Source organism: Streptomyces sp. NPDC007901 (assembly GCF_042959465.1).
Classification (GTDB): Bacteria; Actinomycetota; Actinomycetes; order Streptomycetales; family Streptomycetaceae; genus Streptomyces.
On the sequence record NZ_JBIBKW010000021.1, the window covers coordinates 112458 to 134092 of the forward strand.

23 protein-coding genes are annotated in these 21635 nt (G+C 68.4%); 13 read left to right on the forward strand and 10 right to left on the reverse strand.

Translation table 11 applies throughout. The features are described 5' to 3' along the window. Positions 1-21 precede the first annotated feature (21 nt). The 5 genes from ACFZDK_RS43960 to ACFZDK_RS43980 form a co-directional block, all read right to left on the reverse strand. Complete coding sequence (locus ACFZDK_RS43960; RefSeq protein WP_390981553.1) at positions 22-1116, reverse strand: BMP family ABC transporter substrate-binding protein; 1095 nt, start codon at positions 1114-1116, stop codon at positions 22-24. A gap of 105 nt (positions 1117-1221) precedes the next feature. After that, positions 1222-1938, reverse strand: coding sequence for a purine-nucleoside phosphorylase (deoD, locus tag ACFZDK_RS43965; protein WP_390981555.1), 717 nt, complete (start codon positions 1936-1938; stop codon positions 1222-1224). Continuing rightward, positions 1938-2699, reverse strand: coding sequence for a glutamine amidotransferase (locus tag ACFZDK_RS43970; RefSeq protein WP_390981557.1), 762 nt, complete (start codon positions 2697-2699; stop codon positions 1938-1940). The genes deoD and ACFZDK_RS43970 overlap by 1 nt, the downstream gene beginning before the upstream one ends. 65 nt (positions 2700-2764) lie before the next feature. Continuing rightward, entirely contained in the window at positions 2765-3823 is a 1059-nt protein-coding gene (locus ACFZDK_RS43975) for a substrate-binding domain-containing protein (RefSeq protein WP_390981559.1), read from the reverse strand. Beyond that, entirely contained in the window at positions 3813-5153 is a 1341-nt protein-coding gene (locus ACFZDK_RS43980; protein ID WP_390981561.1) for an amidohydrolase family protein, read from the reverse strand. The genes ACFZDK_RS43975 and ACFZDK_RS43980 overlap by 11 nt, the downstream gene beginning before the upstream one ends. A 468-nt stretch (positions 5154-5621) precedes the next feature. Here ACFZDK_RS43980 and ACFZDK_RS43985 point away from each other — a divergent pair, with 468 nt between their 5' ends. The 6 genes from ACFZDK_RS43985 to ACFZDK_RS44010 all read left to right on the forward strand — a co-directional run bounded on the left by ACFZDK_RS43985 (position 5622) and on the right by ACFZDK_RS44010 (position 10881). Further along, complete coding sequence (locus ACFZDK_RS43985) at positions 5622-5780, forward strand: hypothetical protein (protein WP_390981563.1); 159 nt, start codon at positions 5622-5624, stop codon at positions 5778-5780. Then, complete coding sequence (locus ACFZDK_RS43990; protein ID WP_390981565.1) at positions 5777-6115, forward strand: XRE family transcriptional regulator; 339 nt, start codon at positions 5777-5779, stop codon at positions 6113-6115. Before ACFZDK_RS43985 ends, ACFZDK_RS43990 begins: the two co-directional genes overlap by 4 nt. Before the next feature lie 898 nt (positions 6116-7013). Next, positions 7014-7226, forward strand: coding sequence for a hypothetical protein (locus tag ACFZDK_RS43995; protein WP_390981567.1), 213 nt, complete (start codon positions 7014-7016; stop codon positions 7224-7226). A gap of 186 nt (positions 7227-7412) precedes the next feature. Next, complete coding sequence (locus ACFZDK_RS44000; protein WP_390981568.1) at positions 7413-9554, forward strand: molybdopterin-dependent oxidoreductase; 2142 nt, start codon at positions 7413-7415, stop codon at positions 9552-9554. A gap of 3 nt (positions 9555-9557) precedes the next feature. Next, positions 9558-9884, forward strand: a complete 327-nt coding sequence (fdxA, locus tag ACFZDK_RS44005; RefSeq protein ID WP_390981570.1) for a ferredoxin — start codon at positions 9558-9560, stop codon at positions 9882-9884. Next, positions 9874-10881, forward strand: coding sequence for an FAD-dependent oxidoreductase (locus ACFZDK_RS44010; protein WP_390981572.1), 1008 nt, complete (start codon positions 9874-9876; stop codon positions 10879-10881). The genes fdxA and ACFZDK_RS44010 overlap by 11 nt, the downstream gene beginning before the upstream one ends. Before the next feature lie 7 nt (positions 10882-10888). Here the strand turns inward: ACFZDK_RS44010 and ACFZDK_RS44015 are convergent, their stop codons facing one another. Next, positions 10889-11848: a helix-turn-helix domain-containing protein gene (locus ACFZDK_RS44015; RefSeq protein ID WP_390981574.1), complete on the reverse strand. Its 960-nt coding sequence runs from the start codon at positions 11846-11848 to the stop codon at positions 10889-10891. Between the two features lie 306 nt (positions 11849-12154). Between ACFZDK_RS44015 and ACFZDK_RS44020 the strand changes: the two genes are divergently transcribed. The 5 genes from ACFZDK_RS44020 (at position 12155) to ACFZDK_RS44040 (ending at position 16177) form a co-directional block, all read left to right on the forward strand. Next, on the forward strand, positions 12155-12649 hold the full coding sequence (locus ACFZDK_RS44020; RefSeq protein WP_390981576.1) for a molybdenum cofactor biosynthesis protein MoaE: 495 nt from the start codon (positions 12155-12157) through the stop codon (positions 12647-12649). Next, positions 12649-13662 carry a GTP 3',8-cyclase MoaA gene (gene moaA / locus ACFZDK_RS44025; protein ID WP_390981711.1) on the forward strand — a complete coding sequence of 338 codons (1014 nt, stop codon included), beginning with the start codon at positions 12649-12651 and terminating at the stop codon, positions 13660-13662. Before ACFZDK_RS44020 ends, moaA begins: the two co-directional genes overlap by 1 nt. A gap of 23 nt (positions 13663-13685) precedes the next feature. Next, entirely contained in the window at positions 13686-13931 is a 246-nt protein-coding gene (locus ACFZDK_RS44030) for a MoaD/ThiS family protein (protein WP_257561896.1), read from the forward strand. A 301-nt stretch (positions 13932-14232) separates the two neighbouring features. Then, positions 14233-14718 carry a hypothetical protein gene (locus tag ACFZDK_RS44035; protein ID WP_390981578.1) on the forward strand — a complete coding sequence of 162 codons (486 nt, stop codon included), beginning with the start codon at positions 14233-14235 and terminating at the stop codon, positions 14716-14718. 1174 nt (positions 14719-15892) lie between these two features. Further along, entirely contained in the window at positions 15893-16177 is a 285-nt protein-coding gene (locus tag ACFZDK_RS44040) for a TetR/AcrR family transcriptional regulator C-terminal ligand-binding domain-containing protein (RefSeq protein ID WP_390981713.1), read from the forward strand. 72 nt (positions 16178-16249) lie between these two features. Here the strand turns inward: ACFZDK_RS44040 and ACFZDK_RS44045 are convergent, their stop codons facing one another. Next, positions 16250-16858 (reverse strand): TetR family transcriptional regulator, encoded by a 609-nt coding sequence (locus tag ACFZDK_RS44045; RefSeq protein ID WP_390981580.1) that lies wholly within the window; start codon positions 16856-16858, stop codon positions 16250-16252. Positions 16859-17303: 445 nt separating this feature from the next. On the opposite strand from ACFZDK_RS44045, the gene ACFZDK_RS44050 reads away from it, so the two are divergent. Next, positions 17304-18155, forward strand: a complete 852-nt coding sequence (locus ACFZDK_RS44050; RefSeq protein WP_390981582.1) for an alpha/beta fold hydrolase — start codon at positions 17304-17306, stop codon at positions 18153-18155. 109 nt (positions 18156-18264) lie between these two features. Here ACFZDK_RS44050 and ACFZDK_RS44055 read toward each other — a convergent pair whose 3' ends face one another. Continuing rightward, positions 18265-18642, reverse strand: a complete 378-nt coding sequence (locus ACFZDK_RS44055; protein ID WP_390981584.1) for a glycoside hydrolase family 3 C-terminal domain-containing protein — start codon at positions 18640-18642, stop codon at positions 18265-18267. Between the two features lie 533 nt (positions 18643-19175). After that, positions 19176-19520: an alpha-L-rhamnosidase N-terminal domain-containing protein gene (locus ACFZDK_RS44060; RefSeq protein WP_390981586.1), complete on the reverse strand. Its 345-nt coding sequence runs from the start codon at positions 19518-19520 to the stop codon at positions 19176-19178. Positions 19521-19734: 214 nt separating this feature from the next. On the opposite strand from ACFZDK_RS44060, the gene ACFZDK_RS44065 reads away from it, so the two are divergent. Next, a complete protein-coding gene (locus tag ACFZDK_RS44065) occupies positions 19735-20601 on the forward strand; it encodes an alpha/beta fold hydrolase (RefSeq protein WP_390981587.1) in 867 nt (288 codons plus the stop codon). A gap of 378 nt (positions 20602-20979) precedes the next feature. Here the strand turns inward: ACFZDK_RS44065 and ACFZDK_RS44070 are convergent, their stop codons facing one another. Next, entirely contained in the window at positions 20980-21573 is a 594-nt protein-coding gene (locus tag ACFZDK_RS44070; protein ID WP_390981588.1) for a TetR family transcriptional regulator, read from the reverse strand. Positions 21574-21635 lie beyond the last annotated feature (62 nt).

The following is a 21635-nucleotide window of genomic DNA, read 5'->3' on the forward strand; positions in this document are numbered from 1 at the left end:
TCCACCAGTGTTCCTCGGAGGTCAGAAGGCCGAAGGGACCTTGACGGCACCGGACTTGACCCTCGCGGCCTGCGCGTCGAGTTCGGCGCGCACGGCGGCGGGGACGAGCTTGTCGAAGTTTGCGTTGTCCACGTAGCCCACGCCGTCCTCGGCCAGGCCGACGGCGGAAGGCTTGCCATAGGCGAGGGTGCCGGCCTTGTTCGCCTTGGCCGCCAGGTAGAGGGCGTTGCCGGCGTTCTTGAGAATGGAGGTGACGACGGTCTGCCGCTGGGCCGCGTCGGCGAGCGTCTTGTACTGGTCGGAGTCGACCCCGAAGGCGTACCGCTTGCTGGCGACGGCCGACTCGAACACCCCGAGACCGGAGGATCCGGCGACGGGCCACACCAGTTCGGCGCCCTGCCCGTACATCGCCGAGGCGATCTGCTTGCCCTTGGCCGGGTCGCCGAACGGATTGTCGCCGCCGACGTACTGCACGAGGACACTCGAGGAGGGATTTCCGCCCGCTGCCTTGAAGCCCGCCTTGAAGCCGATGACAAAGTCCTCGATGACCGGAATCTTCACTCCGCCGATCACGCCCACCTTTCCGTTGCCGCTGCTGCCGGGAAGGGCCTTGGCGGCGACGAGTCTGTCGGCGAGGAATCCGGCCAGATAGGCGGCCTCGTTCTGCTTGAAGGTGACGGAATAGACGTTCGCACACTTGTTGGAACAGCCGCTCTTGCCTGTGTAGTCGACGGATCCGTCGAAGAGCCAGAACTTCTTGTCCGGGTACTCCGGGGCCAGTTTGGAGACGAAGCCGACCGTGTCGACAGTACCCGCGGCGAGCACGTCGTAGTCGTCACCGGCAGCCGCGTCCTCGAAGCCCGAGGACCACTTGGTACGGTCGCTGCCCAGCTCGACGACCTTCAGGCTGTAACCGAGGTCTTTCTCCGTCTTCTTCAGGCCCGCGTACGCGGAGTCGAAGAAGGAACGGTCGCCGAGGTTTCCGTTGATGACGAACTTGATTCTCAGCTTTCCGGATTTCCCGGACTGGGCGGAGTCGGCGTCTGTCGAGGCGCCGCATGCAGCGAGGGTGAGGGAGAGCGCCGCGACGGCCCCCAGAACTCTGATCTTGTTCATTGTTTTGATCTCTTTCTCGGGTTCTTGATTCCTCAAGCGGGGGCCGCTTTTTGTCATTGGCCGAAAGCTATGCAATGCAAAACGTTTTGGCTATGGCCTCTCGTGTTAGGAGATTGTTTCCGTGAGCAGCGCGGTGGCCGCGATGGTGACGGCACGGTCGAAGTCCGTCTCGCGCTCGGCCGGAGTGAGCGCCTCCGTGCGGCGCACGTGATCGCTGACCGTCAGCACGGCGAGCGCGCGACCGCCCTCGGCGGCGGCGGTCGCGTACAGACCCGCGGCCTCCATCTCCACGGCCAGGGTGCCGTGCGCCTCCAGGCGCTCGAACAGTGCCGGACGCTCCAGATAGAAGTGGTCGGTGGTGAAGACGGGCCCGACATGGACGTGCCGTCCGGTCCCAGCGGCCCGCACGGCAGCCGCGGCCAGGCCGAAGGAGGCGGCGTGGCTCAGCTGCACTCCGTCGATACGGTGGCTGCCCATGGCCGAATCGGTGTGGGCCGCCGTGGCCACGACCACGTCCCGCAGACCCACCGAGGCGGGCAGAGCGCCCGCCGTGCCCACGCGCACGATGCTGCGCACGCCGTAGTGGCGGAAGAGCTCGGTGGCGTAGATCGTGACGGACGGCATCCCCATCCCGGAGGCCAGGACGGACAGGGGCACGCCTCGGTGCGTTCCGGTGTATCCCTCGATGCCGCGCACGTCGGTGACCAGCCGGGCGTCCTGGAGAATCGTTTCGGCGATACGGCGCGCACGGCGCGGGTCGCCCGGCATCAGTACGTCCGGCGCGAAGTCGCCGGGTGCGGCCGAGAGATGGGCGGTGACCATCAGACATCCTCCTCCACCGGAGTCCGTGCCAGCCAGCGGACCAGCCGGTCCCACAGTTCGGGGTAGCCCTTCCAGTCCAGGAAGGCGGGCGGGGCCCAGTGCGGCGCCAGGTCGGACGTGAAGGCCGCAGACCTTCCCGCGCCGTAGCCGCCCACCGCCAGCAGCGGATGGCCCGCGCACTCGACGAGCAGGTCCGCCCCGTCCTTCACCGTCACCTCGTTGAGGCCGAGCAGATCCGGCCAGGTGTCGTCCAGTCCGTCGACCAGCTGGTGCCGGGCGACGACCCGCGGCGCGGCCCCGGCGGGCAGCTCCACCCGGTCGTCCCGGTCGTGCAGACCGACCGGCAGCGCCGCGGCCAGCGGGGTGCGTCCCCAACGGGCCTTGGCGTCGATGCCGGTGAAGGTGAGATAGCCGCCCACCATCAGCAGGCCTCCGCCGCGCTCCACGTAGGCCCGTAGCAGTTCCGTACGGTCCGGGGAGGGCACAGAGTGGGCGAAGGTCTGCGGCGGGAGCTGGAAACTGTTGGCTCCGACGTCGCTGATCACGACGACGTCGTAGGCCTCCAGGCCCTCGGCCGTGGCGGGCACCTCGGTCGCTATCTCGTGCGCCGGGACGTACGTCACCGTGTGGCCGCGGTCGCGCAGCGCGTCGAGGAAGACCTGGGCGCCCTCGACGTACTCGGAGGTGAAGAAGGAGTCGAACCCCTTCTGGTGGACGGAGTGGGTGAACCAGGACTCACCCACGACGAGGACATGGGGCATCGCGGCACGACCTTCCTGTGATGTGTGCGGTGGTTTTGGTGTGCGGTGGTTTTCGTGTGAGCCGGTCAGGGGGCCGGGCGCACGGGAGACGTACTGGCGCGGGCCTTCAGCCGGACCGGCAGGATGTGCCGGGAGGCAGGGGGCACCTCGTCCCGGTGGACGTAGCTCAGGAGTTGGGCCCCGGCCGTGCGGCCGATGTCGTAGGCGGGCTGGTGGACGGTGGTGAGGCGGGGATGGACGCGGGAGGCGAGCATGATGTCGTCGAAGCCCGCCACCGAGACGTCGTCGGGGACGCGCAGGCCCGCGTCCTCCAGAGCCGCGATCGCGCCGAGCGCCATCAGGTCGTTGGCGGCGAACACCGCGGTGAAGCGACGCGGGCCGCCGTCCTCCAGGGCCGCGGCGACCAGGTTGTAGCCGGACCGCTCGACGAAGGCGCCCTCGACCTCGGTGACCCCCGCGCTGCCGAACGCCTCACGGAAACCGGCGATCCGCTCCAGGCTGCTCACCAGGTCCACCGGGCCGCTGATCGCGAGTATCCGGCGATGACCCAGCTCCCGTAGGTGCTGCCCGATCAGCCGCCCGCCCGCCCGGTGGTCGGCGGTGACCAGGATGGTCTGCTCCAACAGACCGGGGACGACCTCGTCGGCCAGGGCGATGGGGAACCGCCCGAGCAGTGACGCCAGCCGGCCACGCGAGGGCGGCGAGCCGGAGGCGTACACCATGCCGTCGATGAACCGGCCGCGGAGCATTTCCAGATAGCGGTCCTCGCGGTCGGGGTCGAATTCGGTGTTGCACAGGATGACCCCGTAGCCCAGGTCGTGGGCGGCGTCGTCGACTCCCTTGGCGAGTTCGGCGAAGAACTGGTTGGTGATGTCGGGCACCAGCAGCCCTATCACGTTGGTCGAACCGGCCTGGAGATTGCGGGCCGTGGAAGCGGGAACGTAGCCGAGTCGGCTGACGACCGTGCGGACCCGCTCGGCCGTCTCCTCCGCGACAGGCCGGTTGCCGCTCAGCACGTGCGACACCGTGGTCGCACTGACCCGGGCGGCCGCCGCCACGTCCTTGATCGACGCGGGCCGCCGCATCCGGCGGCGGCCCGCGGCCTCGTCCTGTTCACGGGTCATAGTGCTGCACCGCTCTCCCGTGCGAGGTGTCCAGCAGCGCGGGCACGCGTGCCTCGACCTCGGCCAGCAGCCCCGGCAGGTCCACGGTCAGCAGCCGGCCGTCCCGAACCACGACCCGCCCGTCCACCACGACCGTGCGCACATCGCTCGCCCGCGCGCTGTAGACCAGGGCCGCCACCGGGTCGTGCACCGGGCGGCAGTGGACTCCGCCCAGGTCGACCAGCACGATGTCACCGGCCCGGCCCGGTTCGAGCGCGCCGATCCGGTCCCCGAGTCCGAGCGCCCGGGCCCCGCCGCGCGTGGCCAGTCGGACCGTGTCGGAGACCGTCATCCAGGTGGCGTCCCGCTCCGCCTGCTTCTGGGTCAGCGCGACCAGCCGCATCGCCTCCCACACGTCCAGCGTGTTGTGCCCGGCCGCCCCGTCCGTCCCGGCCCCGACGGCGACACCGGCGTCCAGCAGGCTCCGTACCGGAGTCAGCGGACGCAGGGCGTGCTTCAGGTAGACCTTGGGGCAGCAGGCCACGCCGGTACGGTCCCGGTGCGCCTCCAGCAGCGGCAGATCTTCAAGGACGATGCCGCACCCGTGGGCGATCAGCGCGCCCGCCTCCAGCACGCCGGTCCGTTCCAGCACCCCGATGGGGGTGATGCCGCGCCGCGCCAGGCTCGACTCGGTCTGCTCCAGGTGCTCGGCGGCGTGGATGTGGATCCGTAGGCCCGCCTCCCGGGCCAGCTCGGCGAGCCGGACCAGGTCCGCGTCCTCGACGGTGTACGGCGCGTGCGGGCCCAGCGACGAGGTGATCCGCCCGCCGGCGGTGCCGTGCAGGGCGGCGGCGGTCTCGGCGCTCTGTTCAAGAGCCGCGCGACCCCGGCTGCTGAAGTAGGTCGGTGCGATGTCGGCCCGGATTCCGGTACGCACGACGGCGTCGGCGATCCGCTCGGCGTGGAAGTAGTGGTCGGCGAACGTGGTCACGCCGCTGAGCAGCATCTCCGCGCAGGCCAGCTCCGCGCCGAGGCCGATGTCCGCGGGGGTGAGGTTGACCTCCATGGGCCACACCCGCTCGTTGAACCAGGCCTCCACACTCACGTCCTCGGCGGCGCCGCGCATCAGCGTCATCGGGCCGTGGGTGTGGGCGTTCACCAGACCTGGTACGGCGATCAGTCCCGTGCCGCCCACAGTCTGCGCCCCGGCGGCGTCCGGCCCGGAGCCGGCCGGGCCCAGCCAGGCGATCACTCCGTCCTCGACCAGGATGTCCTGGTCCTCCTCCACCCGGCAGGGGCCCGATTCGGGCACGACGAGCACCGAGCAGGAGGTCACGATCAGTCGGCGCATGATGCGGATCCTTCCGTTCGAAACGGACGCTAAGGACCCAAAACGTTTTGCACAACCCCTTGCCATGCCGAGTCCCCCCGCCTGAGGGCGGCTCGGGAAAGCGTGCTGCAGATTGCCGCGCTCGTGCGGGGCCACGTGCAGTGCGTCACCCGGGTCGTCGAGCACCGAGGGGACCGTGAGAACCGCAGCCACTCCCATTATGACGTCAGTGGTGTATGCTGCCAGTGTAATAATTTGCAGATGGGGGCGCATATATGGCCTGGAAGATCGTCGTGGTCGAGCCGGCTCTTTCGTGGCTTCACGGCCTGCGCCGCACTGACCGCGACACCCTGATTCAGGTCAGCCAGGTTGTCACTGCTCTCCAGGAGGAAGGACCCGCGATGGGCCGGCCTCTGGTGGACACGATCAAGGGCTCGGCGCTGCCGAACCTCAAGGAGCTTCGCCCCGGCTCGGCAGGGGCGGAGTTCCTTGAGGTTCGTGTTCGACCTGGACCGCCAGGCTGTGATCCTGGTCGGCGGTGACAAGGCGGGCAACTGGTCCGGCTGGTACCGCGTCGCGGTACCCCAGGCGGAGCAGGCGTACGCGGAGCATCTGAAGCGAATCGACGGAGAGGACGGGGCACGATGACTGATCACCTCAAGGACCCGCAGGCCCTCTCCTGGGGAGACCTGACTGAGGATTTCGCCTTCACCGACGCCGAAAAGGACCAGATCCAGAAGGGGGCGCAGGCAATGGTCCTGGCCTCCCGTGTCCACCGCCTCGCTGAGTTGCGGAAGCGCCAGCACACCACGCAGGTCCAGGTTGCCGCCGCCATGGGTGTCACCCAGGCCCGCGTCTCGCGCATCGAGAAGGGTCAACTGGAGCGCAGTGAGGTCGACACCCTCGCCGCCTACGTCAAGGCGCTCGGCGGCAAGCTGAAGATCGTCGCTGACTTCGGTGATGAGACGTACGTGCTCGGCTGACCCGATCGGCGCGCCGCTACCCAGGTCGATGCGCAGTCCGGTGGACGGGATCGCATCTTGACGTCAGGGATGGTGCTCCACCCTGGTGCCTGGGATGGAGCATCATCGCGTCGGTAAGGGACTCCGCTGTGCGAGGGTTCTATCCCCTTGGCTGAACTGGGTGGACGCGGCTGCTGCTGTGGTAAGCGTCCAACTCGTCGACTTCCAGGGGCCATTGAGGGGCCACAAGGACAGGAGCGGACCGACAAGCACTGCACAGGGCTGACACTGATCAGCATGTCTGACCTGCAAGAACGGCGTAAATCGGCAATGATCGGCAAGGGCCGCCAAGATCCCCAATGGACTCATAATCCGTCGGCCGTGGGTTCGAGTCCCACCCGCCCCACCTGTGCAGGTCACTGACCTGCGGAAACGTTCATTTTTGGGTGTCGGAGCGTCAACTTCGCCTGAACGGACTGAATCCGCTGCTCGTAGGTTTGGGGCCAGGTTGGTCTGCGTCGGCTGACGTTCTTCTGACCTGCACGTATGCGCGCGGATGCGTGGCTGGTGAGACGTGTTCTGGTCGGCTCTGCTGCGACAGGGCAATGAATTGAGGCCATCCTGAGGCCGACGGTACCGGGGAAGCGTGTCGATGGCGGCGGGACCAACCGTCGGGCGGCTCACTGTCAGCAGTCCGATCTCCGCCAGCCGTCGGTTCTCCGCGCGCCACGAACCAAGGGTTGTCTCACGCTCTGGATCCGGGGGGGCGCGTTACCGCCTCAGCCACACCCGTTCTGGGGTGCTCCCGTGGGTTCTGCCTGGCGGTCTTTTCGATGCCGAACCGAGCAAGTGCACGTTCGAGAGCCTGCTCGCCGCAGGACCGGTACGCAAGGGGTTGTATCCGGTTTGATCACGTGATGTGGAGGATGGCGAGGGGGCGGAAAGCGTCGCTGGCGGGGTGGGAGAGTCGGCGGCGATGTTCGCGTGGTCTTCGCCCGCCACGGCTTCTGCCGTGCCGAAGCCGACCAGCTTGAGCACCGGACTCGAAACCGAGCTGATCGGCGCGCAGCGGGGTGCCGCGATCGAGTCTTGCGGCGCGACGAAGGCGACGAAGACGGTCTTGGCTTCGTGAGGCCAGTGACTGAACACCTCGGGAACCACGGCCCAGGCGTGGCGACGCTGCCCGCGGACATACCGTCAGCGCACAGACGCGTGACCCGGGTCTGTCGCGCCTGGCCAAGAGCCTGTCGCCTGTTGCCTACCCGCCGGCTGCCGGAACTTCGACGATCGAGACAGACACGATCCGAGGGGAAGACAGATGAGCGCAACAGCAGCGACCGGTGTCGAGGTGCGGGGTGCGTGTCCGCACGACTGCCCCGATACCTGTGCGATGAGGATCACCGTCACGGACGGCAAGGCCGTGAGCGTGACCGGTGACCGGGAGCATCCGTACACTCGCGGTGGCTTGTGTGTGAAGGTCGACAACTACCTCGACCGGGTGTACAGCCCGGACCGTGTGCTCTACCCGATGCGGCGCACGGGGCCGAAGGGCAGCGGACAGTTCGAGCGGATCACCTGGGATCAGGCGCTGGACGAGATCGCGGACCGGTTCCGGGCGATCTCCGCGGAGTTCGGGCCCGAGGCAGTCATGCCGTGCAGCTACCTCGGCACGCAGGGGATCCTCAACGGCCTCAACGTGGGCGACCCCTTCTTCGCCAAGCTGGGCGCCACCATCGCCGAGCGCACCTACTGCGACTCCGGCTCGTGCACCGCGTACACGATGACCATCGGCGACTGTGCGGGAGTGGACCCCGAAAGCCTCGTCCACTCCAAGTTCATCCTGATCTGGGCCTGCAACGTGATGAGCACCAATCTTCACCTGTGGCCGTTCATCGCCGAAGCCCGCAAGCGGGGCGCCACCGTGGTCGTGGTGGACCCCGTGAAGACCCGTACCGCGAAGGCGGCCGACTGGCACATCCCGATCCGGCCGGGCACCGATGGAGCTCTCGCGCTGGCGATGATGAACGTGATCATCGAAGAGGGACTCACCGATGACGACTACATCGCCAACCACACCGTCGGATACGAGGAGTTGGCCGAGCGCGTACGGCAGTACTCACCGGAGTGGGCCGCCGAGGAGACCGGCGTTCCGGCCGAGGACGTCCGCAAGCTGGCCCGCGCGTACGCCACAGCGCAGCCGTCCGTCATCCGGATCGGTGTGGCCGTCGAGCGGCACGCCGGCGGTGGCCAGACGGTACGGGCGCTCGCCTGCCTGCCCGGACTGGTCGGCGCGTGGCGCAAGCCCGGTGGCGGGATTCTTCAGCTGCCGCTGTGGGCGTTCCCCGTCAACTGGGGCGCGATGATGCACCCGGAGATGCTCGAGCCCGGCAAGCGGGTCGTGAACCAGTATCTGCTGGGGCAGGCGCTGACCGGCGGTCTCGACCTGGACCCGCCCATCAAGGCGCTGGTGGTCTACAACTCCAACCCGGTGGTCGTGTGCCCGGACCAGGAGAGGCTGATCGAGGGGCTGCAGCGGGACGACCTGTTCACCGTGGTCAGTGAGCAGTTCATGACCGACACCGCGCAGTTCGCCGACATCGTGCTCCCCGCCACCACTCAGCTGGAGCAGGACGACATCATGTTCTCCTGGGGCCACCTCTACGTCACCTACAACCACCGCTCGATCGAGCCGCTCGGCGAAGCTGTGCCCAACACGGAGCTGTTCCGGCGGCTGGCGGTGCGCATGGGCTTCACCGAGCCGGTGTTCCGGCGCACGGACGAGGAGATGATCGCCGAGGCGTTCGACTGGTCGGCGCCCGCCATGCAGGGCATCACCCTCGAGTCACTGCAGGAGAAGGGCTGGCAGCGGCTGACCGTGCCGCCCCCGGACCAGTACGCCCCGTACGCGGAGGGCAACTTCCCCACCCCGTCCGGCAAGGTGGAGCTCAAGTCCTCCATCGCGGAAGCCGTCGGGAACTTCGTGGTCCCGCTGTTCCGGCAGGGCTCCAACGACCACCAGCCGGGCACGCCGGTCGATCCGCTGCCGCACTACATCCCGCCTCGCGAATCGGCGCGCGCGAACCCCGCGCTGGCTGCGCGGCACCCCCTCAACCTGGTCACCCCGAAGCCGCATGCCTACCTGAACTCCAGCAGCGCCAACCTGCCGCTCCACCGGCGCGTGCAGGGGGAGCCCACCGTCCTCATCCACCCCGACGACGCCGCCGAGCGCGGTATCGCCACCGGCGACGACGTGCGGGTGTTCAACGACCGCGGCTCGTTCGTGGTGAAGGCGAAGGCGGACAAGTCCGTCCTGGCGGGCGTCGCCGTGTCGGCGTACGGCGGCTGGCGCATGCACACGAAGTCGCTGTCCACGATGGCGTCCCTGAACCCCACCGCCTTCGCCGACCTGGGCAACGCGCCCACGTTCTCCGACACCCTCGTCCAGATAGAGAAGGCCTGACCCATGGCTTACATCGTGACCGACGCCTGCGTGGACATCCTCGACCAGTCCTGCGTCGAGGAATGTCCGGTGGACTGCATCTACCAGGGGGACCGGATGATGTACATCCACCCCGACGAATGCGTCGACTGCGGGAAGTGCATGGCCGTCTGCCCGAGCGACGCGATCCACTGGGAACACAAGATCCCCGTGGAACTGGCCCCGTTCACCACGGCCGCCGTCGAGTTCTTCGAAGAGCACGAGGACGCGGCCGGTGGTGCGTCCTCGCGCGGACCGGTCGGTGTCGACCACCCCCTGCTGCGGGAAAGGCGTGCCACCGGTGAAGGCTGAGTACGACACCGGCTGCGGCGACGACGGATACGACAGCGACCTGCTGGTCGTCGGCGCCGGGCCGGTCGGTCTCTACGCGGCCTACTACGCCGGGTTCCGGGGCATGTCGGTCACGGTGATCGACGCGCTCGACCAGCCCGGCGGCCAGATGGCGGCGCTGTATCCCGAGAAGAAGGTCTACGACGTCGCCGGATTCCCCGCCGTGAAGGCGCAGGACCTCGTCGACGCCCTGGTCCAGCAGGCGTCGCAGGCGAAGCCCCGGTACCTGCTGGGCCACACCGCGCGGACCCTTGAGGACACGGCGGACGGCATCGCCGTCACCACCCATCGGGGCATCGTGGTGACGGCGAGGGCCGTGCTGGTCACCGGCGGGATCGGCAGTTTCACGCCGCGCCCGCTGCCCGCGGGCTCCGAGTACGAGAACCGAGGCCTGCGCTACTTCGTGCCGAAGCCGGCCGAACTCACCGGCGCCGACGTGGTGGTCGTCGGCGGCGGGGACTCCGCGGTGGACTGGGCGCTGGCGCTCGAACCCCTCGCCCGCTCGGTAGCGCTGGTCCACCGCCGGCCGCGGTTCCGGGCACACGAGCACAGCGTCCGGCTGCTGCGCACGTCGTCGGTGCGGCTGTACACCCCGCACGAGGTACAGCGGATCAGCGGCGAGACGCGCGTGGAACAGGTGGAGTTGAGCAACCTCGAAACCGGCGCGACCGAGAGCCTGCGGGCGGACGCCGTGGTGGCCGCGCTCGGCTTCGTCGCGAACCTCGGCCCGCTCGCGACGTGGGGGCTTCAGATGCGGGGCCGGCACATCGCGGTCGACCGGACCATGCGCACCAGCCGGCCGCGCGTGTACGCCGCGGGCGACATCGCGGACTACGACGGCAAGGTCGCGCTGATCTCGGTCGGTTTCGGCGAGGCCGCACTCGCGGTGAACCACCTCGCCCCCGTGGTCGATCCCACGCTGGGCACCGTGCCGGGGCACTCCAGCGACGGCCTGTGAGCGGCCCTTACGCCCGGGCCCGAGCGCGGTAGGCGGTCGGCGAGGTGCCGTACACCTCGCGGAACGCCCGGCTGAACACGGCGAGATCGGTGAACCCCCAGCGGACGCAGATCTCGGTGAGGGTGGCTTCGCCTCCCCGGTGGGTCAGCAGGTCGCGTCGGCACCGCTCCAGCCTCTGCCGCCGGATCACCTGGGACACCATCTGTCCCCGGCCGGCGAACATCCGCTGGAGCTGGCGCGTTGACACGAAGTGCGCCTGCGCGACGCGTTCCGGGGACAGGTCCGGATCACCGAGATGCTCCGCGATGTAGGTGTCGATCTGCCGCAGCAGGCTCGCGTGGCGGTCGGTGCCGGCGCCGAAGCCATGTGCCTCTGTCGCGATGGTCGCCACCAGGTCGCCGATCTCGTCGGCGATCCGGATGGCGCCCCCTTCGCTGATGGCCGGCTTCTCGACGAGCAGGTCGGTCAGCATCCTGCTCAGCACCCCGGTGATGCCGCTGCCGCCGTCCAGCGTCCGGCAGGTGAGCGAGACGGACTCGCTGTCGCTGAGCTGGATGGTGTCGCGAGGCCAGGTGAAGACAGCGAGGTCCCAGTAGGGGGAGGCGGCACCCGAACGAAGCGCCCAGTGAAAGGGTCGTTCTGTCTCGTAGATGACGAAGTCGCCGGGGTGAAGGGTCGCTTCGTGCCCGTCCTGCGCGGCATGCGCCTCACCTCGGCGGACCAGGCAGACCTGGAAGTATCGCTCGCCATCGCGCCGCAGCAGTTCCTGCGTGCGGACGACGTCCTGGTCCACCGAGCGGACTCCCGACACCCGGAGGTGACCGAGGAAGTCGCTGCGCACGGCGCCGTCGAACGTGCCACAGTCCCGTTCGACGTCCACGTCGAGGCTGACGAAATGGTCCCGAAGGAGGTCCCGCCAGACCTCCCGCCGACTGGTATTCGTCTCGTTCGACCCCCCTGCTGTCATGGCTCCACCTCGCTCGTATCCGGTGCCCACCCGGCGCTGGACGAGTGCTGGTGGGGGAGATTCTCGGCCATTTCCATAGGCGGATCGTTGTCGCAATGTAAAAAGCCGGAAAACCCCCGCTCAGTGACGCTTTCCGGTCGCCGCTGGTCAAAAGCCTGTCGCACGGAGTCCTGTGCGGGCGGCCTCGGCCGGTGAAGATGAACGCCAGTGCCGATCAAGAACCCGAGGGAACGCATCGTGATAGCCGTCGTGAATGATCAGATCCGCTGTCCGGAAGAACGGGAAGAATCGATCGAAAACATCCGAGTGGGTCTGACTCGGAACCGCGTCCCGGTCGCCGAGGCGATCGAGTGGGCGACCGTGCCGCACTGTGGCGCGGTCGTCACTTTCACCGGCACGGTACGCGACAACAACGACGACTTGGCAGGGCACCATACCGGGATCGTCGGGATCGACTACGAGGCGTTCGACCGGCACGTCGAGCCGCGACTTCGCCAGATCGCCCTCGCCGCCCGAGACCGGTGGCCCGTCCTCGGGCGCGTGGCGTTGTTCCACCGCATCGGGCCGGTGCCGGTCACCGAGGCGAGCGTCCTGGTCGTGGTGTCCGCACCCCACCGCAGCGAGGCGTTCACCGCGGCCCGCTTCTGCATCGACGTCCTCAAGGAGTCCCTTCCGGTGTGGAAACGCGAACACAGCGGGGACGGCACGAGCGGCTGGGTGGCGACCGGGAACCAGATCGACAACGTGACCGCCTCAGCGCGCCGCTGGTGCCTCGCCCGTAACCCGGAGCCGGCGGCGTGATGATTCCGTCTGTCGCAGACCGCCGGTCCCGTCCGCTTCGCGACCTGCGGATTTCCATCACTGACCGGTGCAACCTCCGGTGCCGGTACTGCATGCCGCGCGAGCATTTCGGCCTGGGGCACCCATACCTCAAGCCCGCCGACCTGCTGACCTTCGACGAGATCGCGCGCCTGGCTCGGGTGTTCGCCTCCCTCGGCGTGCGCAAGATCCGCCTCACCGGGGGCGAGCCGCTGCTGCGTCGGGGCGTCGCGGACCTCGTGGCGCTGCTCGCCGCGGTACCCGGGCTCGATCTCGCGATGACGACCAACGGGCTGTTGCTACCGGCGATGGCGGAACGTCTGGCGAAAGCCGGGCTGCGCCGGGTGACGGTGAGCCTGGACTCGCTCGACGACGCCGTGTTCCGGGCGCTCGCCGACACCGCGGTTCCGGTGCGCCGGGTCCTCGACGGCATCGACGCCGCCGCACGGGCCGGCCTCATCCCCGTCAAGGTGAACATGGTGGTGAAGCGGGGGGTCAACGACGGGTGCGTACTGCCGATGGTGGAGCGGTTCCGGGGCAGCGGCCACATCCTCCGCTTCATCGAGTACATGGACGTGGGGGCCACGAACGAGTGGCAACTCGGCGAGGTGCTGCCCGCCGCCGAGATCGTGCGCCTGATCGACGACCGTTACCCGCTCGAACCGCTCGGCGCGACCGCCCCCGGCGAGGTGGCCACCCGCTACCGCTTCAGGGACGGCGCTGGGGAGATCGGTGTCATCGGCTCCGTGACGCGGCCGTTCTGCGGGGACTGCACGCGAGCCCGGTTGTCCGCCGACGGGAAGGTGCACACGTGCCTGTTCTCCTCCGGCGGGACCGACCTGCGGGCATTGCTGCGAGCGGGCGCCTCCGACGAGGAACTGCGCCAGGCCGTCGGCGCACTCTGGAGCGCCCGGGAGGACCGCTATTCGGAGTTGCGCGGGCGCCGCACACGAGCGCGCGGCGATCGGGTCGAGATGTCCTACATCGGCGGGTGAACTGGAGAAAGGTGGATCGCCTCATGCCCACAATGCTGCTGTTCGCGGCCGCGCGGGAGGCGGCAGGCCGAGCCTGCGACGTGATTCCCGGCAGCACGCTCGGCGAGGTTCTCGACGAGGCACGCCGGCGCTACGGCGGAGAGTTCGCCCAAGTGCTGGCGAACTCCCGGGTGTGGCTCAATGGAGAGACGCCGTACGACGACATGCGCGGCGCCCCATGCGAGGACGGCGACGAGATCGCCGTGCTGCCACCGATCAGCGGTGGATGACCGCACATGGTCCTGCTCTCCGCCGACGGTTACCGCGCCGCGCTGTCGGCGCTACCCGGCCGGGCGACCCCGGGTCGCCCGGCCGCCGGACCCGGTCCGTGGGACGTGGTCATGACCGAGGACGTGTCCGACGGGTTTGCAGCTGTCCGCGGTGGCTCCGTTCAACGTCCTGGCCGCTTCGACCAGTTCGTGCCCGCGCCCACACCGTTGCCGCGGGCGGGTCTACTGCTCCGAAGTCGCCGATTCTCCTCAATCAAGGCCCGTGAGGTGAGGAATCCAAGATGAAAGAAAGGTACCCGTAATGAGCAGTGTCCCGGGCAGATCCATGAGCAGTGAAGCCGCTGTACGGAATCGCGTTGCAGATGTCATGGTCACCTGTCCCAAGACCCTGGGACCGCTCTCCAGGGTGGACGACCTCCGAGCTCTTTTCAGCGACGACCACCTCCACATGGCCCTGGTCGTCGACCTGGACGGACGGCTCATAACGACGATCGAGCGACCGGATATCCCCGAATCCGCTTCGAATTCCGCGGCCGTCACGGGGTTCGGGACTCTTGTCGGCAGAACGGTGCAGGCGTCGTACCCACTTGAGGCTGCTACAACAGTGATGATATTCGAGGCGCGACGTCGGTTGGCGGTGGTCGACGATTCCGGTCGACTGCTCGGGCTGCTCTGTCTGAAGCGAGACGGAAGCGGCTACTGTTCGGATGAAGGGATCCGCGCCCGCGCTGACGAAAGGGAACGAGCGCACTCTCCGTCTCCCATGCCTGAGCAGTCTCAGCCGTAGGGTGGCATGGTTCGGGCGCTGTGTCCGGATTAATGCGGCTTCGGGGCAAGGGTGAGGCTCATACGGGGTGTAAGACCTGCCTGTCCGGGTCGCCACCACCAGCTCGCCTTTGTCCTGGCCTGGCACTGGCCGGGGCGAAGTCCGTGGCCGCAATCGCGGAATGGGCTGCTGACGCACCGCCCGCAAGGGCAACCACCCCACCCTGCGTCGGTGCTCAAGGCCGGTGCAGACGTCTTGGCCGGCGACACCGGCCGCGAGGCTCTGCCTCGGTACTCGGGGACACAGCCTCTGCGCGTCGGAAGGACATTCCGCTGCGGGTGAGTTCGAATCCCGTCTTTGAGCTGGCGCGAACGTCCTCTATGTCTTCAGCGCGATCCTGTCGGGCCTCATTGAGGCCGAGTTGAGGCCGCAAGGACAGGAACAGACTGACAAGGACTGAGGAGCACCCACCTGGATAAACCCATCTGACCTGCGAAAACGTCATGGATGAGCGTTGATCGGCAAGGACCGCCAAGATCCCCAAAGGACTCATAATCCGTCGGCCGTGGGTTCGAGTCCCACCCGCCCCACCTGTGCAAGTCTCTGACCTGCGGAAACGTTCATTTTTAGGTGTTGGATCGTCAACTTTGCCTGAACGGACTGGATCCGCTGCTCGTAGGTTTGGGGGCCGGCAGCGTTCGGGGGAGATCCAACCCCTCTGACCTGCGGCGGAGTAGTTGTGCAAGGTTGCCGTTCTCGGTCCGGGCGACTGCGCTGCGGGTCGTCCCCAAGACCCAGGGGCCATACAGGGGCCGGGAGGGCGCGGCCGGGGTCAGGCCGAGAGGGTTTCCGGGCCGATTTCGTTGTCCCGTTTGCTGGTTCGGCGGCATGGAGCAAACCCCAGCCGAGCGCCTGCATACACTCCTCACGACCGCCTCACACTGACCACGTGTTGCAACGACCGCTGGAATCCCTCCGGGCGGGGGCGTGGCACGGCCGGACCACATCACGGTCCGCGATGCGACCGTGTACCGGCGCTGGAAGTCCCGGGCGGAGCTCGCCGCGGAGGCGCTGGACCACGCCGGTCTCACCGATTGCCTCGTGCCGGTCATCATCGGTCCGGGCCGACTCCGCGAGGAGCTCGTTGCGACGATGACCCGCGCCCTTTGGGAGCCAGAACACTTCCCGCGTCGACCTGCTCACGGCCCTGCATGACTCGGCTCGCCAGGAGCCGGAACTGTGCGGTCTCGTCAGGCAGCGATATGTCGACTCCCTGCACCAGGCCATCGAGGGCGTGCTGGCACACGCGGTGGAGCGCGGCGATCTCCCCCCGCGCCAGGCCGATCCATCAGGAGGTCACTCGATGGCGGTCTCCGCCGCCGTCGCTCTGCTGCTCCACTGGGGGCTTGTCCGTGACCGGCGGGTCAGCGGCGACGACATCGCGGCGATCGTCGACGGCGTCCTCATGCCCTTGCTCTGACGGCCATTCGTGCAGCGTCACCGGCAGGCGGAGGGCGCGGCGCGCGCTCCGCAGTGTCCGTGTGTACGCCAGTCAGTGCGCCGTCCTGGTGTCCCCTTCGTGCTCGATGCCCAGGAGGGCAAGGGCGTTGTGGATGCCCTGTTCGAGGACTTGATCAGCGAGCTGCGGGTCGGCGAGGGCCCGTGAGAGCTGGAGTGTGCCGGCCATCATGGCGTACGAGCTCAGTGCCATGGGGCGGACCGAGAGCGGGTCGTCCGGCGCCAGGCGCGCGGCGATGCCGTCGGCGACCACCAGTACGCCCTCGGTGTAGGCCTGCTTGGTCGGGTGCGTGCAGCGCCCTATCTCGTCGAGCAGGGCGGCGGACGGGCAGCCGACGTCACGGCTGTCACGGTGCCATGGGGACAGGTACCAGCGCACGATCTGTTCGAGGCCGGCGCGGCCCGGTTCCGCGTGCGCGACGATGCTCGCGTTCTGGGCCTGCAGCTGGTCGGCGATCGTGGTGGCCACCAGGTCGTCCTTGGACGTGAAGTGGGTGTAGAAGGCGCCGTTGGTCAGCCCGGCGTCCCTCATGAGCGCCGCGATGCCCGAGCCGTCGATGCCGTCCTCCTTGAAGCGGCGGCCCGCCGTCTCGATGATCCTCTGCCGGGTGGCCTGCTTGTGCTCTTTCCTGTATCGCACCACACACTCCTCTGCGTGCCGGGAGGGCTGCTCGCCCTCCAGCGGCTCCTCCAATGTATTGTATTGTGAACGTAATTCAATAGCCCCGGATTCCGGCAGCCTCACAGTCGGGGCCCGGTTGCCGCCCCCTGCGCCTCCGCCGCGCTGGACCGCCTGCGGCCCGGCCGGCCGCGAACTGCGCCCACCACGGAAACCCCCCCTTGCGCGCCAAGGTTGCGCCGCTTAGTATTATGGTCATAATTTAACTGGCTCGCGGCTCGGTGCGGTGGATTCCGAGGTGATCGAGCGATCCGAGCGGATCGGATCGTCGGCCTGATCCACACCTCCGGCTCGCCTCTTCGAGCGCCGGCCAACGGCAGCGGCCCCACAGGCCCAGCACGTCTCCCCGTGTGCTGCGTGAGCAGACCCGCCAGAACTGACGGGCACCCGCCGACAAGAGAAGGACGTCATGAGCACATATCTGGCCGACAAGGCCGAGAACCTCACCGTGGAGGGGCCCTCCGCGACCTTCACCTACCGGCGCATGGGTCCGCAGGGCGGTGTCCCGCTGGTCCTGCTGCAGCGTTTCCGCGCGACCATCGACTGGTGGGACCCGGAGTTCCTGGACTACCTGGCCGCCGACCACGACGTGATCGTCTTCGACAACGCCGGCGTCGGCTACACCACCGGAGAGCCGCGCGACTCCCTCGACGGATTCGCCGAAGGCGCCGCCGAGTTCATCGAGGCCCTCGGCCTCACGCAGGCCGACCTGCTCGGCTGGTCACTGGGCGGCTTCGTGGCCCAGCGCCTGGCCGCGCGCCGCCCGGAGCTGGTGCGCAAGATCATCGTGGCGGGCAGCGGCCCGACCGGCTGGGTGCCCGGTGCGCCGGAGGCGAGCGAGAAGGTCCTGGGCATCATGGCCAAGCCCGACGCCGACCAGGAGGACATGCTGTACCTGTTCTACCCGGAGACGGACGCGGCCCGCGCCTCAGGTCACGAGCACTTCGCCCACGTCGCGACCCGGCTCGCCGCCGGCGGCCCCGCGGTCACCGAGGCGACGGCGCAGGGCATGCTCGCCGCGATCGGCCAGCTCCTGGCGGCCCCCTTCGACGAGGTACGGGCCGAACTGGAGTCCATCAAGCACCCCGTCCTGTACGCCAACGGCCTGCACGACGTGATGGTCCCCGCCCACGCGTCCTACGTCGCCGTCCAGCACCTGGCCGACGCCACCCTCCTCCTCTACGGCGACGCCGGCCACGCCTTCCTCTTCCAGCACGCCAAGGCCTTCACCAAGCAGGTGACCGACTTCCTCGCCGCCTGAGCACGCCGACCGCGCCGCCGATCCCGAACCCCGGCGGCTGGCCGGTCAACCATCGTGCAAGTGCCGCCTCACAGTCGTGAGGCGGCACTTGCACGACTGCCGGCCGTCATCACCATCGAGGCTGGGCAGTCGGTGCGTACCGGTGACATGACGGGATTCTGGATTGTCGGTTCCGAGCAGTGCACCGTCGTGCAGCTGAGGCCCTCGCCGAAGCGGCCGTGATGCCCCGGAACTGGCCGCAGTTGACCGGCGGCTGTCCGGCATGGCGGGGAATGCTGAGCGGCAGCCGCCCGCTCGGCTCGATGCGCCCGAGCAGGAGCTCGGCGATTGCCCGACCGCCCTGCATCCCCGGGGTGAAGGCTTGGACGATGGCGTCCGCGCCGTGTTCCGAGGTGGGCAGCGTCGAGGGCTTGCCCTGGATCAGGACGACGACGAGGGGCCGGTCGAGCTTCTGGAGGGCGTCGAGGAGCGCGATCTGACTCACCATGAGCTCCAGCGTCGCCGTGGAGCGGCCTTTCCCCGGTCAGGCCGGCGGTGTCGCCGACGGCCGCGACGACGTAGTCCGCCTGGGACGCGACCGCCATCGCCTCAGGCAGTTCGGCTTCGCCGACCTTGGCGGGCAGGGTCGACCGGATCGGGGATCAGCCGGCCGATCTGCGCACCACGACGGTGTTGCGCAGGAGCACGAGTGAACACCACGACAGTTCGAGGACAGGGCGGACGTCGATGACGACGGCGCTCACTCGCGTCACCGGCCGGGAAGCCTCTGGGCCGGCCCGTGAGCTCGGCGCAGCGGAACCCGTGGAAGGTCATGGCTGGTTCGAAGGTGTGTCGCCGCCGCTCGAGATGAAGGGGTCGGTCGCCAGGGCCGAACGCAGCGACCGTACGCACAGCTCGCCGTCCTGAAGGACCCCGGGTGCCGCGCCGTGATGCCGTCCCGGCCACTCCGCGCGCACGGAGCTTGAGCCAGCCCACGATGTTCTGTACGAAGTCGAGGAGAAGGGCGCCGTAAGCGCCACGTCAGGTCCACTGCGGGTACAGGTGGGCGATGCGCTGTACCGGCGGCGCGGGATCGGGGGTGAGGCGGGCGTTGTCGTAGGTCGATGGTGTGGACGCGGCTCTCGTCCTGGAATCCGGGGCGCAGCCAGGCGTCGTCCTCATGCCGGCATCGATGTCCTGACTGCTGTAGAGATCGTCGGCTGTCACCGGTCCGGGGTCGGACGTCCATGACTTGTCGGTCACGACCAGCAGCTCGTGGCCGTCGGCGTAGCTGAGCCGCTCCTGCCCTGGGGGTGCGCTGTGCTGTGCGCCGCGACGCTCGGCGGAACCCGTGATTCCACAGCTGCGCATCTCGTTCGGCCCCACCACTTGCACCCTGATGAAAGTACGGTCATACTTCAATGGTCGACGGGTTGTTCAGGGACCTGATCCAACGGGTTTCCCACTTCCGGGGCCTCCTCTGGCCGCCGACTCCGGACTGCAGTCGCAGCCGGGAGACCGGGAACCGCTCTGCGCCCACCTGCGAGGAAGCAGAAATTGGCGCACATTGGCGGTCACCCACACATCGAAGGGCACGACCGTGAACGCACACGAAACGCGAGGCGACGTGGTGACCTCGTACAAGAACGCACAGACCCGCACCGTCACCGCCGACGGAGTGACCTTCGCCTACCGCGACCTCGGCCCCCGGACCGGCATGCCAGTCATCTTCATCACCCACCTCGCCGCGGTCCTGGACAACTGGGACCCCCGGGTCGTCGACGGAATCGCCGCCAAGCACCGGGTGATCACGTTCGACAACAGGGGTGTGGGCGCGTCCACCGGTGTGACGCCGAAGACCATCGAGGAGATGGCCAAGGATGCCGTCACCTTCATCCGGGCGCTGGGCTTCGAGCAGGTCGACGTCCTCAGCTTCTCGATGGGCGCCATGGTCGCCCAGGTGATCGCCCAGACCGACCCGCAGCTCATCCGCAGGCTGATCCTCGCGGGCACCGGTCCGGCCGGCGGCGAGGGCATCAAGAACGTGACCCGGATCTCCCACTTCGACACCGTCCGGGCACTGCTCACCCTTCAGGACGTGAAGCAGTTCCTCTTCTTCACCCGCACGCCGAACGGGATTCGGGCCGGCAAGGAGTTCCTGGCCCGTCTGAAGGAGCGCACCCAGGACCGGGACAAGGCGATCGCTCTCAAGTCCTACTTCTCCCAGCTCAAGGCCATCCACCGCTGGGGGCTGGCACAGCCGCAGGATCTGTCCGTCATCAAGCAGCCCGTGCTCGTCGCCAACGGTGACGACGACAGGATGGTTCCGACGTCCAACTCGTACGACCTGGACCGGCGACTGCCGAACGCCGAGCTGGTGATCTACCCCGACGGTGGTCACGGCGGCATCTTCCAGTACCACGAGCAGTTCGTGCCGACGGCTCTCGAGTTCTTCGGCCGACCGTAGGGGCGCGGTGTGATCGGCACTCGGGCCGAGGACGCCGACTTAGAGCCGTGACGCCCGCCGGGCGTCACGGCTCTCGTCACCTGTTCGACGTAACCGGCCTGCCCATTTCCCGGCTATACGGCGCCGAGGCGATTGTCGCGCAGGACAACGATGCGGAGAACGGTGTGGTCGACGCCCCGTCCGGGCGCCAGGACCCAGGTCCGGGACCTGAGCTGCCGCCCCGGCGTGTCGAATGTGCGGAGCGCCATCCGCGGTACGGGCGCAGGAGCGCCGCGTCGGTGTCGCATCCGAGATCGCAGGTACCGCCGGGGCCACCCACTCACGCTGACGACGGAAACGCGGGTGCACGGCACCAGCATCCTGGCCCTTGCCGGGTGGTCACCCAGCCGGTACCGACCGGCAACGCGCCAAGGCGAGGACGTTCTCGACTCCCTGCTCGAGGACCTCGTCGGAGAACTTCCGGTCGGACAGCGCCCGGGACAGCTGCAATGTCCCCACCGCCATGGCGTAGAGCCCGATGGCCTGGCCGCGGGCGGACTGCGGATCCTCCGGATTCAGGCGGGCGGCGAGCTCGTCCACGATGGCTTTGGCGCCGTCGGTGTAGGCGTCCTTGGTCGCGTCACCGCAGCGGCCGATCTCGTCGAGCAGGGCTGCGGACGGGCAACCGTCGCCGGGGTTGTCCCGGTGCTCGGGCGACAGATACCAGCGAAGGAAATCCTCGAGTCCCTCGCGGCCGGGCCGCAGCGTGCCGTACTGCTCCACCTGCGCGCGCAGCTGATCGGCGACGACGTGAGCGACGAGGTCGTCCTTGGACTCGAAATGGGCGTAGAAGGCTCCGTTGGTGAGTCCGGCGTCGGACATCAGCGTGGAGATGCCGGAGCCGTCGATGCCGTCCTGCTTGAACCGGTGGCCGGCGGTCTCGATGATCCGTTGCCGCGTCACCTGCTTGTGCTCCTTGGCGTAGCGCGCCACAGGGTTCCTCCCTCATCTTTGCCGGGCCATTGCCTCTCATCCTAATCTATGGTCTGACGTAC